This window comes from Actinomycetota bacterium (assembly GCA_040757835.1).
Classification (GTDB): Bacteria; Actinomycetota; Geothermincolia; order Geothermincolales; family RBG-13-55-18; genus SURF-21.
In genome coordinates, this window is the sequence record JBFLWJ010000003.1 from 209,134 (window position 1) to 223,388 (window position 14,255).

The following is a 14,255-nucleotide window of genomic DNA, read 5'->3' on the forward strand; positions in this document are numbered from 1 at the left end:
GCTATGGTGCCGTCAGGGGTCTCAGACGGTGTCGCTTTGCCGCAGCGCCGCGATCCTGCGCCTTATCCTCTCCTTCTCCGCCCCCGTGGCATCCGGCCCGGCGGGAACGCCTCCCTCCCGCGGGGGGGTATCGGGACCGAAGATGTCCGGCCTTACACGGCCGTCCATCTCCACCGGGACCGGCAGGCCGTAGAGGCGGAGGATGAGCGGCGCCAGGTCCTCGATGCCCAGGGGATCGGCGATCTCTCCGGCCTTCGCCCATGGGTGGTGCAGCAGGAAGATGCCCTCCATGGAATGGCCCGCGCGCTCGTTGCGGGTGAAGACCTCTCCGCTTCTGGTCAGGCTGGACCTCAGTTGCCAGCCCCCGCTCTCCCTCATCATCTGGTCGGGCGGATCGACGGGCACCTCGGTCCCGTATGCCGTGCCGGTATCGAGCAGCTCGATCCCTCCGCGCTCCCCTCCGGGGTCGGTCAGCGCCCTAAGGCCCTCCTCTATCTGCCGCTTGACCTCCTCCGCATCGCGGCCGGAGAGGATGCCCCGCGGGCGGTCCTGCGTGTTCAGGTAACAGCTGTACCCCATGGCCAGGGCCCGGGTGCCGCTCCAGTCCACCCTTCCCCGCTCCAGCAGGTTGTGGATGAAATACTCGCCCTGGTTGGTCTCGCCGGCGGGCACCATCTCCCTCAGTCTGCCGGGAGCCATGCGGTAGGCCAGGTCCATAAGGCCCACCTTCTTCAGGAGCCTGCCGATGCCGCGCTGGGTCAGCCCTATCTTCTCCAGGCCGCCGACCACCTTGACCTTGAGCAGGCCCTCGTCCACCAGCCACTGGTTGACATGGACGTTCCAGGGCCTGGCCTCGAAGCCGTGGTCGGACATGACGATAATGCAATCGTCCCCGGAAGCCATCTCCACGATCCTGCCTACCCCCTCGTCCACCAGGCTGAAGACCCGCTCCAGGGCCTCCCAGCCCCTCTCACTCTCCTCGCCGCTGCGCAGGAAAGCCTGGTTCATGAAGCAGTGGCAGATGCGGTCGGTGGCGGTGAAGACCCCCAGGAAAAAGTCGCTGGGGTGTTCGCGCAGCAGGTAGGTAATGGCCTTGATGCGTTTGTCCAGGACCCTCATACAGTCCCTGAGCAGGGTCTCGTCGTCGACGATGGTCATGGCCTGCTGGTCCACCTCGTATCCCCCGGCCACGCGGTCGAGCTCGGCCATGAGCCCCGCCGGGAAGCTGCCGAACTCCTCCTGGGGGGTGATGAATCCCGGGACGATGTATCCACGGTGCGGCTTGCGGGGATAGACCAGGGGGTCGTTGATGATGCCGCAGGTGTACCCCTCCTCCATGAGCAGGTCCCAGAACTCGGGCTGCCTTATCTCCTTGTAGGTATGCATGCGGATGCGGTCCGATCCCCGGCTTATGCCCCGGAAATCGTAGATCCCCAGCCGCGAAGGCCGCTGGCCGGTGGAGAAGGTGAACCAGGCCGGACAGGTCACCGGGGGAAGGGTGCTCATGAGTCTGCCCCACGCCCCCTCCTCCCGCAGCCTTCCCAGGTTGGGCATCTTGCCCCTCGCGATGAGGGGGTCGATGACGTTCCAGGACCCACCGTCCAGGCCGATCACGAAAACGCGGCTCTTAGCCATATGCCGGTGCCTCCGTCCATAGCGCGGTTCAATTCGGGATGAATGATATCACAAGGGGTTCTCAGCCTGGAAGTGCGGGGAGATGACACGGCGGGGCGTATATGGGAACATAGTCTGTGATCCGACCAGGCCCGGGGTCCGAGGGGGATACGTTGAACAGACTGGCCCGAGAAGCCACCTATCTCTACGCCTGGCTGAGGAACCGCAAGGCCCGGCGCTATTTCGGCCATACCATCCTGGATGTCGGGTGCGGAAGGGGCATAACCATCCGGTTCCTCCCCGCGTCCACGTCCTATACGGGGGTCGATGTGAGCCTGCCCGCCATAGAGAGGCTGCGTGAGCTGTACCCCGCCCATGCGTTCATCCACCACGACGTGGACGGAGGGCTCCCCTCCGGATTGGGGGACTTCGACACCATCATCATGCTCGCGGTCATCGAGCACCTGGCCGCGCCGGGGCGCGTCCTGGAGCAGTGCCGCGAGCACCTGCGCCCCGGCGGGCATGTGGTCATCACCACCCCCACGCCGTCCGGGGAGAGGCTGCACGGGTTCCTGCAGAGGCTGTCCCTGGCCAATCCGGGCACGGACCAGTGCCATCAGCACATCTTCACTCCCGCTGAGCTCGCGGATCTGGTCGAAGGCTGCGGACTGGCCATCGCGGCCCATCGGCGCTTCGAGCTCCGCTCGAACCAGCTCCTGGTGGCCCGCGCGCTCTAGGGCTCCGGACCGCCGCCCTGGTAAACGGCAAACCTGCTGGTATAATACACCTGTTCTGGGTGGCGCCCGGGCTGGGGACACGCGCGGCCGCCGGCGGCGGCCGGCTGGAACCGCCGGGCGCCCGCGTGTGTCAACATTAGTTGGAGATACCGGGCAAAGCGACCGAACGGACAGCCATATGGAAGAGACAGGCCAGACCGCATCGCGGGGACCTCTCGCGGCAAGGGTACCGGGCCGCGGGGACCCCTGGCTGATAGCCCTGGCCGTGCTGGTGCTGCTGGCGGCCTCCTTCTACACCTTCGCCTACTTCCACGAGAAGATGCCGTACAAGAGCACCGGTTACGACACCTATTCCCACCTCGGCATCCTGCGCAGCGTGGAGGACCAGATCGGGGTGGGAGAGGACCTGGTGCCCGGCCTCTTCCCGGACCTCTACCGCAGCAACAACCGCAGCGGCATCAACTACGTGGCCATGGCCCTGGCCGCCTCCGTACCGGGCAACTCGAACTTCTTCACCCTCTACCTCTTCGGGCTGCTGGGCATCGCCGTCTTCCTGGCGGGGGCCTTCTACCTTACCAGGACCCTCTTCGGATCGTCCCGGGCAGCCTTTCTGGCGGCGCTCTTCTCCCTGGTCCTGTGCGGCTACGATGCCGCGGTGCACGGCAATTCCTACACCTGGCTGGAACTGATGATAGACGCCCACTATGCCTCCACCCTGGCTGTAGGGCTGATGATGTTCTGCCTTGCCCTTAACGCGAAGTACCTGCGAAAAGGGGGGTGGAAGCCATACCTCGTGCAGGTCCTCCTCGCCGCCGTGGTCTTCAACATCCACATGCTGACGGGAATACAGTACTTCCTGGTCCTGGTGATCCTGGTGATCGTGTACGCGGCGCGGGAGCGCAGTTTCTCCCGGCAGCACCTGCTGCTCCTGGGCATCATCCCCGCCGCGCTGCTGCTGGCGACGCTGTGGCCCCTGTATCACTGGTGGGACATCTTCAGCCGCGGAGCGGTGGGCCTCGACGGGAGGGAGGGTAAGCTCACCGGTCTGCTGCCCTTCCTCGAGGGCAGCGTCCTCTTCCTCATCGGCCTGCCCTTCCTGATCCGAAAGGAGAAGGAACGTCTCTTCCTGCTCTTCTGGGCCCTGGCCTTCGCCGCCGTCACCCTCTCCTTCGTGACCCCGGTGAGCATCGCCTATTACTGGCGGTTCCAGTACGTCATGCGCATCCCCCTGGTCATCGGGCTGGCCCTGGGACTGGGGCTGGACGTGTGGCGGCTGCGCCGGTGGAAGGCCGTGGCCATCCCGGTGATCCTGGCCATCTGCCTTGCCTTCATCGGCGTCTCCCTGTGGAGGACCGGCCTCCGCTACCAGGGCCTGACGGAAAAGAACAACTATGACGTCATGGAGCCCTTCGCCGCCTTCGCGCAGGAGGGCGACGTCCTTATCGCCAACCCGGCGACGAGCTACAACCTCATGGGCATCTCCTCGTACAACGTCGTCTCGGTGCTGGCGGGGCACGCCCCGAGGCAGCTGACCGCCGACAAGAACCAGCTGCTGGAGGAGGCCTTTCTCCTACCCTACCCCAGCACCTGGCAAAAGCTGCTGGAGGAATACGGGGCCTCGGAGGTCCTGGTTCCCAACGTCTACTCCTGCAGGGATACGGCCTTTCTCCTCAACGGCACCCGCCTGCAGGGCAACATGTTCTACAGCCTGTATGAGGTGGACGCGGAAAACCTCGATACCGGGGAGTTGACCGCGACGCCCGATCCCGAGCTGCGGGGATATGCGGCCGCCAGCGGGTTCACCCGTTTCGACCACTGGACCGATTTCCAGTACTCGGGGAGAAGAGACATCGTGATGGAGGGGGTCGAGGATGGGGCCGGTCCCGGCGATTCCTTCCTCAGGGTCACCTCCGACGACCCCGAGGGGGCGTTCCTGTTCGTCAACCGCGGCTTCATCTCCGTCGACCCGTCCCGCAGCTATACCATCAGCACCACCCTGAGGGAGACGCAAGGGGAGCCCCTGACCCTGCTCGCGGTGTATCAGTACGGGTCGACCTCGCCCTACCCTCCCCTTGCCATCTACAACATCCCTTACGGGGAGCCTTCCACGTCATGGAAGCGGAGGGACCTGGTCATGGGCCCCGCGGGGGCGGCGGGTGTGAATCTGACCTTCAGGCCGGATACCCGCTACGTGAAGATAGGGCTCCTCACCTGTTATTTCTCCACCGGCCAGGTGGAGGTGGACAGCATAGAGCTGGTGCCGCGATAAGGGTGGCCCGTGGGTGGGAGGCGGTCAGTTGACGGCGGCCAGGCAGCAGATCATCCTTTCCGCCACCAGTTCCTCCGGCACGTAGTATCTGTTCTCCTCGATGGCACGGCGGAGGTATACGACGAGTTCGCTGCGGACATCGGGCATCCCCTTCAGCTGTTCCAGGATCATGCGGTTTATCTTGGGGTCAACCGAGGGTATGGAGCCGCTTCCCCCGCTCCAAGCGACCGAGAAACGCGGCCGTTCCCACATCTCGCTTCCGTGCATTCGCATCTCGTCATCCTCCTTCAACCACTAACATTATCGACACCCCGGACGGTTCGGTTTACCGGCAAATCCGGCAAAACTGCGGCCAGGGGATGATTCAACTTTTTGGGGTCAGAGCTCATTTCTTGAATTACTCTCCCAGACTTTCAACTTTTGAGCTCTGACCCCAAAAAGTTGAATGGGTGCACCTGGCAGCGGGGCCAGCCCGGATTCATGCGCCGCACAGAAGGTCTCTGGCCAGGACGCAGGCGGTCACCCTGCCAGCGCCGTTGACCTTCAGCGCCGCGGCGCATTCCGAGAGGGTGTAGCCGGTGGTCAGAATGTCGTCGACGAGCACGACCTCCTCTCCGTGCAGCCGCCCATCGGTAGCCCGGAAAGCCCCCCTCACGTTTCGCCGCCTCTCCTCGTGGCTCAAAGAGCTCTGGGCTGTGGTCGGGCGCGACCTCTCCAGCAGACGGATCACCTCCAACCCGAGGGCACTACCCACCCCCTGTGCCAGTTTCTCGGCGTGGTCGTAACCCCGCATGCGCCGTTTGCGCCGGTGCATGGGGACGAAGGTCACCACGGGATGCGGGGACCGCAATATGGGGGCCAGGCGCGCCGCCGCCATGGCGCCGAGGAGCGGCGCCAACCTCCATCCGTTGTCGTATTTCAGTTTGTGGATGGCAGAGCGCAGCGGCTCCTGGTATACCGCCAGGGCGACGGTGGTATCGACATGCATGAGACGCCCCCGGCATTCCTGGCAAATCTCCATGGCGCGCGGAGCCGGCCTGCCGCAACCGAGGCAGGCCGGACCTTTTATCAGGTGCATGGAGGCATTGCAGCGTGGGCAGATCGGCCTGCCTGCATACCCCCCACAGCCGGCACAGCGCGTGGGGAAGACCAGCTCCAACAATATATTTATATTGGTCATGTTATATATAATATATATTATAATGATTTCGTCAATACCGTGGAAGGAAGCCCTTTGGGTTTATTCGCATGGGTAAGGCGGGATCGTCGTGTGGGTCCGGGTGATATCGCCATCGGCACCATGCCCGGAATAACGTTTCACATCTTTTCGCTTTGGGGGGTATCGCCCGCCTTTTGCGTCCTATTCCTCTTCGTCGGGCTCGCCCTTGAAGTGGAGGTTCTTCTCGATCACCGAGCCGGGCATGATGCTCACGCTGGGGTGGATGATGCTGCCCTCGCCGATGACCGTGCGGTGCCCGACCACCGTGTCCGCGAGCAGGGCGGCGCCGTCGCCTATCTCGGCCTCCCAGCCCACGATGGAGTCGAGGAGGTGAGCGTCCTTGCCGATATAGCCATCCCCCCACTTGATCCCCCGGTAGAGGATGGCCCCCTCGTCGATGACGGTGCGGTCCCCCACCACCAGGGGTCCGAAGAGCCTGGCGCCCTTCCTCACCTCGCAGTCGGAGCCGATGCAGATGGGCCCGACCATGACCACCTCTTCTCCCACCACCGTCCCGTCGCCGATCCAGACGTTCTCGCCTATGCGCGCCCCGGGTATCCTCACCTTGACCTTGCCGGTGAGGGCGTCGAAATTGCCGGCCTTGTATTCCTCCATGCTCCCCACGTCGTTCCAGTAGTCGGAGTGGCGGTAACCGTAGAACGCGGTGCCCTCCTCCAGGAAGCGGGGGAAGAGCTGGGAGCCGAAATCGTAGAAGCCCTCCGGGATCATCTCCAGGACCTCGGGCTCGAAGACGTAGATGCCGCTGTTGGCCACGAAGCTCTGCGCCTCCTCGCGGCTGGGCTTCTCCTGAAAACCGATGATGCGCCCGTCCTCCTCGGTTATGACCACTCCGTACTTGGAGGGGTCGTTCACCGGGGTGATGACCAGGGTGGCGATGCAGCCGTGTGCCCGGTGGAATGCCATGAGGGCAGAAAGGTCGAGGTCGGTGAGGGCGTCCCCGCTGATGACCAGGAAGGTATCCCCTCTCAGTTCGCCTGCGAGCCTCTTCACCCCCCCCGCGGTGCCCAGCAGTTCCTCCTCGTAGGAGTATTTGATGGTCAGCCCCCAGCGCTCGCCGCCTGAGAAATGGCTGGTGATGACGTCGGGATGGTAGTGGAGGTTGACGTAAAGCCTGCGAAACCCGTGGCGGGAGAGGAGGTCGACGATATGCTCCATCACCGGCCGGTTGACGATGGGGACCATGGGCTTGGAGATCTCCTCGGTGAGGGGGCGCAGGCGCGTGCCCAGGCCGGCGGCCAGAATCATCGCCCTCATATCTCCCCACCCTCCTTCAGCTCTCGCAGCGCCGGACCATAGGGGGGGCGCGCCACACCCCTCTCCGTAATGATAGCCGATATCAGCTCCGCCGGTGTAACGTCAAAGGCGAAATTGCGCGCCACCGCTCCCGCGGGAGCTACCGCGGTCCCGCCGCAGGCGGTCACCTCGCCTGGGTCCCTCTCCTCGATGGGGATGGCGGAACCGTCCGCGGCGTCCAGGTCCACGGTCGAAAGCGGTGCGGCGATATACAGGGGAATGCGGTGATAGGATGCCAGCACCGCCAGGGAGTAGGTGCCGATCTTGTTGGCGCTGTCCCCGTTGGCGGCGACGCGGTCGGCGCCGGTGACCACCACGTCCACCTCGCCCCGGGACATGAGGTGCCCCGCCATGCTGTCGCAGATCACCGCCATGGGCACCCCCTCGCGCTGCAACTCCCAGGCGGTGAGGCGCGCTCCCTGCAGCAGCGGCCGCGTCTCGTCCACCCACACGTGGGCGACCTTTCCACGTGCATGGGCGGCTTTGATCACCCCCAGGGCGGTGCCGTATGAGTAGGTGGCGAGTCCCCCGGCGTTACAATGGGTGAGGACACGGCAGGCTTCCGGCAGAAGGTCGGCCCCCAGTTCCCCGATGGCGCGGTCGGCGGCGTCCTGCTCCGCCGCGATGCGATCCGCCTCCGCGAGCAGCACGCCGGTGAGTTCCGCGGCAGACGTTCTTCCCGTCAGGTCGCGCATGCGCTCCACGGCCCAGGAAAGGTTGACGGCGGTGGGACGCGTGCGCGCCAGCTCGTCGCAGGCAAGAGTGAATCCCGCCCCCGGACCGCCCGCCTGCGCCGCCAGCACCACGCCGTAGGCGGCGGTTATGCCGATGGCCGGGGCCCCGCGCACCCGCATGGTGGCGATGGCCTCGGCTACCTCCCGCCAGTCCGTCAGTTCGAGATAGACCTCTTCGGCCGGCAACCGCGTCTGGTCCAGCAGGATGACCTTGCCGTCCCTCCAATCCACCGCCTTGAAAGAGCTGCCCTTCATCGATCTCCTCAGGTTATTCCATCAAACTCGTGTGCTTATACAACTCTACATGAGCGCGCTCATATTGTAACGCCGACAAAAGGGACACGCCCGGGTGCACGTGGGACACGAACCCTGTGCGCCTGGGAACATGCTTTGCCTGTAATGCATGCGGTGGCGGGCAATCTCTTACATCAAATCCCTTATTCTTATCTTCTTCGGGGTAGAATATCGATATCGAAGCCTGGCAATAGTTCAACGATCTAGGCAGGTGAGTGGTGGCAAAACCGAAAGTGATCGATCTGGCCCTGCAGGGTGGCGGGGCCCACGGGGCGTTCACCTGGGGGGTGCTGGACCGCCTGCTGGAGGACGGCCGCATCGAGATCGAGGCCATCTGTGGCACCAGCGCCGGGGCCATGAACGCGGTGGTGGTGGCCGACGGCATCGACACCGGCGGCCGGGAGGGAGCCCGCCAGGCGCTGCAGAGGTTCTGGTCCGGGGTGAGCAAGGCGGGTACCTACTCTCCCTTCAAGCGCACCTGGGCCGACATGCTCCTCGGCCGCTGGAGCCTGGACTTCTCGCCCGGCTACGTCTTCTTCGATGCCCTTTCGCGCATGTTCTCCCCCTACCAGTTGAACCCCCTCAACCTCAATCCCCTGCGCGACCTGGTCTCCTCCCTGGTGGACTTCGAGCACGTGCGCCACGCCGTGGGCATCAAGGTCTTCGTGGTGGCCACCAACGTACGCACCGGCAAGCAGAAGGTCTTCCGCCGCCAAGAGATGACCGTGGACATGGTCATGGCCTCCGCCTGCCTGCCCCTGGTCTTCCAGGCGGTGGAGATAGACGGCGAGGCCTATTGGGACGGCGGCTACATGGGCAACCCCGCCCTCTTCCCCCTGGTGGACGACTGCCGCTCCCGGGATATCGTCATCGTGCAGATCAACCCCCTCTACCGGGAAGAGATACCCCGCACGGCGCCGGACATCCTCAACCGCATCAACGAGATCACCTTCAACGCCAGCCTGATCAAGGAGATAAAGGCGATAGCGGCCCTGAAGGAGCTTATATCCGAAGAAGGCCTGGAGGGCCGGAAGTTCAAGGACGTCCTCTTCCACCGCATCCACGCCGAGGACGAACTCGCGGACATGGGCGTCTCGAGCAAGCTCAACTCGGAGTGGGCGTTCCTCGAGCACCTGCACGACATCGGGTACCGCGCGGCCTCGGGCTGGCTCGACGAGAGCTACGACGACCTGGGGAAGCGTTCCACCCTGGATGTCGAGTCCATCTATCTCCGCTGGAAAGAAGAAAACTTTTAAGCGGATGGATGTTTATCCGCGTTCCTGGTCAAGGTCGACCAGTGCTCAATGCCCATGGATAGGTTGGGAGTGGGGATATCCACCGGCCCTTTTCACCTCGAGACCTCCAGGCCCGGCCAGGCCTTTCATCGGCCGTTTCGGCCTCCAAGGGTTGGATTGGGTGCCCCCGGCGGGATTCGAACCCGCGAAACTCCCCTTCGCCGGAGGGGTGCTCTGTCCCCTGAGCTACGAAGGCTCCCCATTCCCAGCTTCGGGCTTCCACGAAACATGTATATCTTATAATATATGTATGACATATCTTATTGGGTTATGGTAGAATAGAGATACTTCGTCGGAGGGGGCTCTGAAAAGAGCTACGGGAGAGACGGGAAACCGTCTCTTTTCCTTTTATACGTACCTGCGCTGCCACCTACGACCGGGAAGGTGCATCAAGATGCAAAGTATCTGGTTATGGAAAAGTAGAGACATATTGCTCCGGAGGTCATTTCGAAGATCGCGATGAAGCCTTTTCTGAACTGCCAATCTTTTTCTGGCTTTCCCATGAACGGTCTGCGTGATCCGTAGGTCAGGAATTCTGGTTCACGATAGCCACCGGTCCATCTAAACGTAAAGGAGCGATATCGCATATCATCGCGGTCAGTGAAATTGGGACGGACTACTCGCCATGTATATATGCCCAGCACGACAAAGAAGATCGAGAGCACGGCAAGGAATAATCGAACGGCTTGATCGCCGATCCATCCGAAAAGAGATAAGAGTACATAGAATATTATACAAACAAGCAAGAACTCGACTGTAAACGACGCATTAGGATAGCGGCGCCTGACAGCATGAATCGTGATCTTCCCCATATCACCCTTCCAGACCTCGAGTTAGACCTCAAAGGACCTACCCTGCGCTTCTTGTGTTGCCTCCATTATCACACTTCGCACGTGGTTAGCAATATGCAACAGCCCTAGCGATATGCTTTCGGGCGAGGCCCGTCTGTACAACCACTTGCCCGAGAACCAGGTTTTCCGCGTTACGGGAAACCATGTCGCGAGGAGCGAAGCGACGTGGCGATCTCGATTGATGATCCCCTTCCGGTTGGCCGTCTGGGAGCAACCGAACTCCGTGAGTAACAAGAAGCAACCGCGCATAGAGGTGGCTAAAGGGCAGCATCCACGCCCGGGTGTCGCCTATATAAGCTCCCCGGTGGGGACTTCGCGGCGTCCGGGCAAAGCCTCCGTCTGCGCAACCACTTGCCCGAGAACTACCAGGTCGGTCTCCGTGAGGCCTTGCGAGCGGGACCGTTACCTGGAGGCTCGGGCCGAAAGAAGGCCCGGACGCCTCAAGTCCCCATATCCCACGAGCAAAGGTACCGCTCCTGCTCGCGGGTGAGGCAGTCTATCTCCACTCCCATGCTCATGAGCTTGAGGCGCGCTATCTCCTCGTCCAGCTCGATGGGCACGTCGTAGACCACCCGCTCCAGGGTGGCGTGGCATTCCTTTACGTACTCCACCACCAGGGCCTGGTTGGCGAAGGACATGTCCATGACCGAGGCGGGATGGCCCTCGGCGGCGGCCAGGTTCACCAGCCTGCCGTCGGCCAGCAGGTAGATGCGCCGCCCGTCTTTCATCAGGAACTCCTCCACGTTCTCCCGCACCCGGCGCCTGGACTTGGAAAGCTTTTCCAGGGCGGGGATGTCTATCTCCACGTTGAAGTGGCCGGAATTGGCCAGGATGGCGCCGTCCTTCATCTTCCTGAAATGCTCGGCCCGGAGCACGTGGATGTCGCCGGTGACGGTTATGAAGAGGTCCCCCTTCTCCGCCGCGGACACGCACCCCGACACCTCGAAGCCCTCCATCACCGCTTCCAGGGCCCGCAGGGGGTCCACCTCCACCACGATGACGTGGGCGCCGAGGCCCCGCGCCCGCGAGGCCACGCCGCGCCCGCACATGCCGTAGCCGTAGACGACCACGCGCCTCCCGGCCAGGAGCACGTTGGTGGCGCGCAGGATGCCGTCCAGGGTGGACTGCCCGGTTCCGAAACGGTTGTCGAAGAGGTGCTTGGTCTTGGCGTTGTTCACCGCGACGACCGGGTACAGGAGCACCTTGTCGTCGGCCATGGCCCGCAGGCGGATTACCCCGGTGGTGGTCTCCTCCGCCCCCGCCCACACCTTCTTCGCCTGCTCCTTGCGCTTGGAGTGGAGGGTGGAGATGAGGTCGGCCCCGTCGTCCATGGTCACGTGGGGGTTGATATCGAGCACGGCATCGATGTGGGAATAGTAGGTCCTGTTGTTCTCCCCCCGGATGGCGAAGACGGGTATCTTGTGGTGTTTGACCAGGGAGGCAGCCACGTCGTCCTGGGTGGAGAGGGGGTTGGAGGCGCAAAGGGCCACCTTCGCCCCCCCCGCCTTGAGGGTGATCATGAGGTTGGCGGTCTCGGTGGTCACGTGCAGGCAGGCCCCTACCCGCATCCCGGCCAGGGGCTTCTCCGCCGCGAAGCGCTCCCTGATCTGGCGCAGCACGGGCATGTCCCGTTCCGCCCACTCTATCCTCAGCCGCCCCTCGCCCGCGAGGGATAAGTCTTTCACGTCGTAGTCCATGTCACGCTCCTTGCCGGTTCTCTTTCCAACGTCCTTGTGGGCCGTCCGTCTGTCACACGCGCTCGCGCCAGTAGTCCAGGAGGTCCCTGATGGTCTGCTCGAAGGGGACTTCCGGCTTCCAACCCGTGGCGCGGTTGAACTTGCCGTAATCGCACAGCAGCAGCTCTACGTCGGAGGGGCGCATGCGCTCAGGCATCTGCCGCACCTCTATCTCGACATCGCTCATGGAGAGGATGAGGTCGAGCAGGGCCTGGATGGTGATGGCCCTGCCGGAACCCAGGTTGTAGACCTCCCCCGGCTCGCCCTTCTCCAGGCTCAGCCAGTAGCCGCGCACGATGTCCCTCACGTCGCTGAAGTCGCGCCTGGCCTCGAGGTTGCCCACCTCGATGACCGGCTCCTTCCTGCCCTTCTCGATGAGCGCCACCTGGCGCGAGAAATCGCTGGTGACGAAGACCTGCCCCCGCCGGGGTCCGGTGTGGTTGAAGGCGCGCGTGCGCACGGTGAAGATGCCGTAGCTCTGGTTATACTGGTAGGCCAGGTAGTCCTGGGCCACCTTGCTCACCGCGTAGGGAGAGAGGGGGCGCAGGGGGTTGTCCTCCTTGATGGGGGCCTCGTGCTCGAAGACCAGCCCGTACTCCTCGCTGGAGCCCGCCACCTGTATGCGGGTGTCCAGCTCGAGGTCGCGGATGGACTCGAGCAGGTTGAGTTCCGAGAGGATGTTGGTGGTCAGGGTCTCGGCGGGGGCCTTCCAGGAGGTGGGGACGAAGCTCTGCGCCGCCAGGTGGAATATATAGTCCGGTCTCACCTCGGCCAGGGCGTTCCTCACCGCCACGTTGTCCCGCAGGTCGCAGTCGAGGAGGTGCAGCCGGTCCTCGATGTGCTCTATGTTGTCCATGCGCGAACGCCAGCGCACCGCGCCGTATACCTCCACGCCCTCTTTTCCCAGGGCATATTCGGCCAGGTGGCTGCCCACGAAGCCGGTGATGCCGGTTATCAGGATACGCAAGACTCTCCTCCTTGTCTCTTCATCTCGTGCCCCCGCCGCCCGCGGCGGCCCTTCTTCATCCGTCCATTATGCCTGCGAAGGTCCTTCTTTTCCATAGCTCTCAGAAGCGCACGGTGGAGTGGGGTATCTTCGACCGCGGCCACACCTTGATGCCGCACTTGAGGTCGTTGTCGTCCCCGACCTCCACCCCGCCGCCAAGGACCGCCTGGTCGGACACATGCACCTTCTCTCCCACCGTGACCCCTGCGGCCAGTACGCAGCGCCGCAGCACGCTGTCGGCGCCGACGCGGCAGCCGTCGTGCAGCACCGCCCCCTCCAGGTGGGCGCCCTCCCCTATCTCGCACCCCGCCCCGAGGACACAGTTGCTGGAGACGGTGGCATGGGGAGCGATGCGGCAACCCGGCCCGATGACCGCCGGGCCGAAGACCGCGGCCTCGGGAGAGATATCCACGCCCTCCTCCGCCCACACCGACGGCTTCACCATTTCTCCGCGGAAATCGAAGGGCATCATGCGGCTGAGGATGTCGTAATGCGCCTGCAGGTACTTGGCGGGCGTCCCGATGTCCATCCAGTAGGCGTCGTTGGGAAAACCGTACATGCCGATGCCGTCCTCGAGCAGCCCGGGGAAGAGCTGGCGCTCGAAGGAGTACCTTTCCCCCGCCGGCACGCGCTGCAGGAGCTCGGGCTCCAGGACATAGGTGCCGGCGTTGATGAGGTCGGTCACCACCTCGTCCCACGACGGCTTCTCCAGGAACTCGGTGATGCGGCCCTGGCGGTCCAGGGGGACCAGTCCGTAGGCGGTGGGGTCCTCTACGCGGGTGAGGTAGAGGGTGGCCTTGCCGCCCTTGGAGCGGTGGAAGGCGATGAGGCTGGTGAGGTCCAGGTCGGTGAGGACGTCGCCGTTGAAGACCAGGAAGGTGCCGGAGATGTGGCGCTCCACGTTTTTCACCGCGCCGCAGGTGTCCAGGGGCTCGTCCTCGGTCACGCAGGTGAGCTTGACCCCGAGGCGGCTGCCGTCACCGAAATAGTCCGCGAAGACCTCGGGCTTGTATGCGGTGGAGAGTACGATGTCCCTGATACCGTGCCTGAGGCACAGGTTGATCTGGAACTCCAGGAAGGGACGGTTCATAAGGGGCAGCATGGGTTTGGGCACGGTCAGGGTCAGCGGGCGTAACCGCGTGCCCTGGCCGCCTACCAGGATAACCGCCTGCATGGCTCAACCTCC

The 14,255-nt window shown here is 63.7% G+C and carries 12 protein-coding genes, 1 tRNA gene and 1 pseudogene; 3 read left to right on the plus strand and 11 right to left on the minus strand.

From position 1 onward, the window contains the following. Nucleotides 1–21: 21 nt before the first annotated feature. Nucleotides 22–1,635: an alkaline phosphatase family protein gene (locus tag AB1384_04895; GenBank protein ID MEW6553605.1), complete on the minus strand. Its 1,614-nt coding sequence runs from the start codon at nucleotides 1,633–1,635 to the stop codon at nucleotides 22–24. A 152-nt stretch (nucleotides 1,636–1,787) separates the two neighbouring features. Between AB1384_04895 and AB1384_04900 the strand changes: the two genes are divergently transcribed. Together AB1384_04900 and AB1384_04905 are read left to right on the plus strand one after the other, a co-directional pair. After that, on the plus strand, nucleotides 1,788–2,351 hold the full coding sequence (locus AB1384_04900; GenBank protein MEW6553606.1) for a class I SAM-dependent methyltransferase: 564 nt from the start codon (nucleotides 1,788–1,790) through the stop codon (nucleotides 2,349–2,351). 178 nt (nucleotides 2,352–2,529) lie between these two features. After that, nucleotides 2,530–4,620 (plus strand): hypothetical protein, encoded by a 2,091-nt coding sequence (locus AB1384_04905; GenBank protein ID MEW6553607.1) that lies wholly within the window; start codon nucleotides 2,530–2,532, stop codon nucleotides 4,618–4,620. Between the two features lie 24 nt (nucleotides 4,621–4,644). On the opposite strand, the gene AB1384_04910 is transcribed toward AB1384_04905, so the two are convergent. The 5 genes and pseudogenes from AB1384_04910 to mtnA all read right to left on the minus strand — a co-directional run bounded on the left by AB1384_04910 (nucleotide 4,645) and on the right by mtnA (nucleotide 8,142). Then, the gene (locus AB1384_04910; protein ID MEW6553608.1) at nucleotides 4,645–4,893 is read right to left on the minus strand and encodes a flagellar biosynthesis anti-sigma factor FlgM; all 249 of its coding nucleotides are present in this window, start codon (nucleotides 4,891–4,893) and stop codon (nucleotides 4,645–4,647) included. Nucleotides 4,894–5,098: 205 nt separating this feature from the next. After that, a complete protein-coding gene (locus AB1384_04915) occupies nucleotides 5,099–5,608 on the minus strand; it encodes a ComF family protein (protein ID MEW6553609.1) in 510 nt (169 codons plus the stop codon). A gap of 21 nt (nucleotides 5,609–5,629) precedes the next feature. Next, nucleotides 5,630–5,800 (minus strand): annotated as a pseudogene (locus AB1384_04920) (double zinc ribbon domain-containing protein). A 180-nt stretch (nucleotides 5,801–5,980) separates the two neighbouring features. Next, nucleotides 5,981–7,114 (minus strand): NDP-sugar synthase, encoded by a 1,134-nt coding sequence (locus tag AB1384_04925; GenBank protein ID MEW6553610.1) that lies wholly within the window; start codon nucleotides 7,112–7,114, stop codon nucleotides 5,981–5,983. Continuing rightward, on the minus strand, nucleotides 7,111–8,142 hold the full coding sequence (gene mtnA, locus AB1384_04930) for an S-methyl-5-thioribose-1-phosphate isomerase (GenBank protein MEW6553611.1): 1,032 nt from the start codon (nucleotides 8,140–8,142) through the stop codon (nucleotides 7,111–7,113). The genes AB1384_04925 and mtnA overlap by 4 nt, the downstream gene beginning before the upstream one ends. Nucleotides 8,143–8,399: 257 nt before the next feature. Between mtnA and AB1384_04935 the strand changes: the two genes are divergently transcribed. After that, nucleotides 8,400–9,437, plus strand: a complete 1,038-nt coding sequence (locus tag AB1384_04935) for a patatin-like phospholipase family protein (protein ID MEW6553612.1) — start codon at nucleotides 8,400–8,402, stop codon at nucleotides 9,435–9,437. Between the two features lie 161 nt (nucleotides 9,438–9,598). Here the strand turns inward: AB1384_04935 and AB1384_04940 are convergent. The 5 genes from AB1384_04940 to AB1384_04960 form a co-directional block, all read right to left on the minus strand. Beyond that, nucleotides 9,599–9,672, minus strand: a tRNA-Ala gene (locus tag AB1384_04940). A 193-nt stretch (nucleotides 9,673–9,865) separates the two neighbouring features. Then, on the minus strand, nucleotides 9,866–10,288 hold the full coding sequence (locus AB1384_04945) for a hypothetical protein (GenBank protein ID MEW6553613.1): 423 nt from the start codon (nucleotides 10,286–10,288) through the stop codon (nucleotides 9,866–9,868). Nucleotides 10,289–10,767: 479 nt separating this feature from the next. Further along, on the minus strand, nucleotides 10,768–12,024 hold the full coding sequence (locus AB1384_04950; GenBank protein ID MEW6553614.1) for an adenosylhomocysteinase: 1,257 nt from the start codon (nucleotides 12,022–12,024) through the stop codon (nucleotides 10,768–10,770). 52 nt (nucleotides 12,025–12,076) lie between these two features. Then, nucleotides 12,077–13,030: a GDP-mannose 4,6-dehydratase gene (locus AB1384_04955; protein MEW6553615.1), complete on the minus strand. Its 954-nt coding sequence runs from the start codon at nucleotides 13,028–13,030 to the stop codon at nucleotides 12,077–12,079. Nucleotides 13,031–13,130: 100 nt separating this feature from the next. Beyond that, nucleotides 13,131–14,243, minus strand: a complete 1,113-nt coding sequence (locus AB1384_04960) for an NDP-sugar synthase (GenBank protein ID MEW6553616.1) — start codon at nucleotides 14,241–14,243, stop codon at nucleotides 13,131–13,133. Between the last annotated feature and the right edge of the window lie 12 nt (nucleotides 14,244–14,255).

What these genes read in the sequence shown, in the direction of transcription:
- AB1384_04915 (MEW6553609.1), bottom strand. Translation starts at nt 5,608, where the DNA reads ATGCATGTCGATACCACCGTCGCCCTGGCGGTATACCAGGAGCCGCTG.
- AB1384_04950 (MEW6553614.1), bottom strand. Translation starts at nt 12,024, where the DNA reads ATGGACTACGACGTGAAAGACTTATCCCTCGCGGGCGAGGGGCGGCTG.
- AB1384_04945 (MEW6553613.1), bottom strand. Translation starts at nt 10,288, where the DNA reads ATGGGGAAGATCACGATTCATGCTGTCAGGCGCCGCTATCCTAATGCG.
- mtnA (MEW6553611.1), bottom strand. Translation starts at nt 8,142, where the DNA reads ATGAAGGGCAGCTCTTTCAAGGCGGTGGATTGGAGGGACGGCAAGGTC.
- AB1384_04905 (MEW6553607.1), top strand. Translation starts at nt 2,530, where the DNA reads ATGGAAGAGACAGGCCAGACCGCATCGCGGGGACCTCTCGCGGCAAGG.
- AB1384_04910 (MEW6553608.1), bottom strand. Translation starts at nt 4,893, where the DNA reads ATGCGAATGCACGGAAGCGAGATGTGGGAACGGCCGCGTTTCTCGGTC.
- AB1384_04960 (MEW6553616.1), bottom strand. Translation starts at nt 14,243, where the DNA reads ATGCAGGCGGTTATCCTGGTAGGCGGCCAGGGCACGCGGTTACGCCCG.
- AB1384_04895 (MEW6553605.1), bottom strand. Translation starts at nt 1,635, where the DNA reads ATGGCTAAGAGCCGCGTTTTCGTGATCGGCCTGGACGGTGGGTCCTGG.
- AB1384_04925 (MEW6553610.1), bottom strand. Translation starts at nt 7,114, where the DNA reads ATGAGGGCGATGATTCTGGCCGCCGGCCTGGGCACGCGCCTGCGCCCC.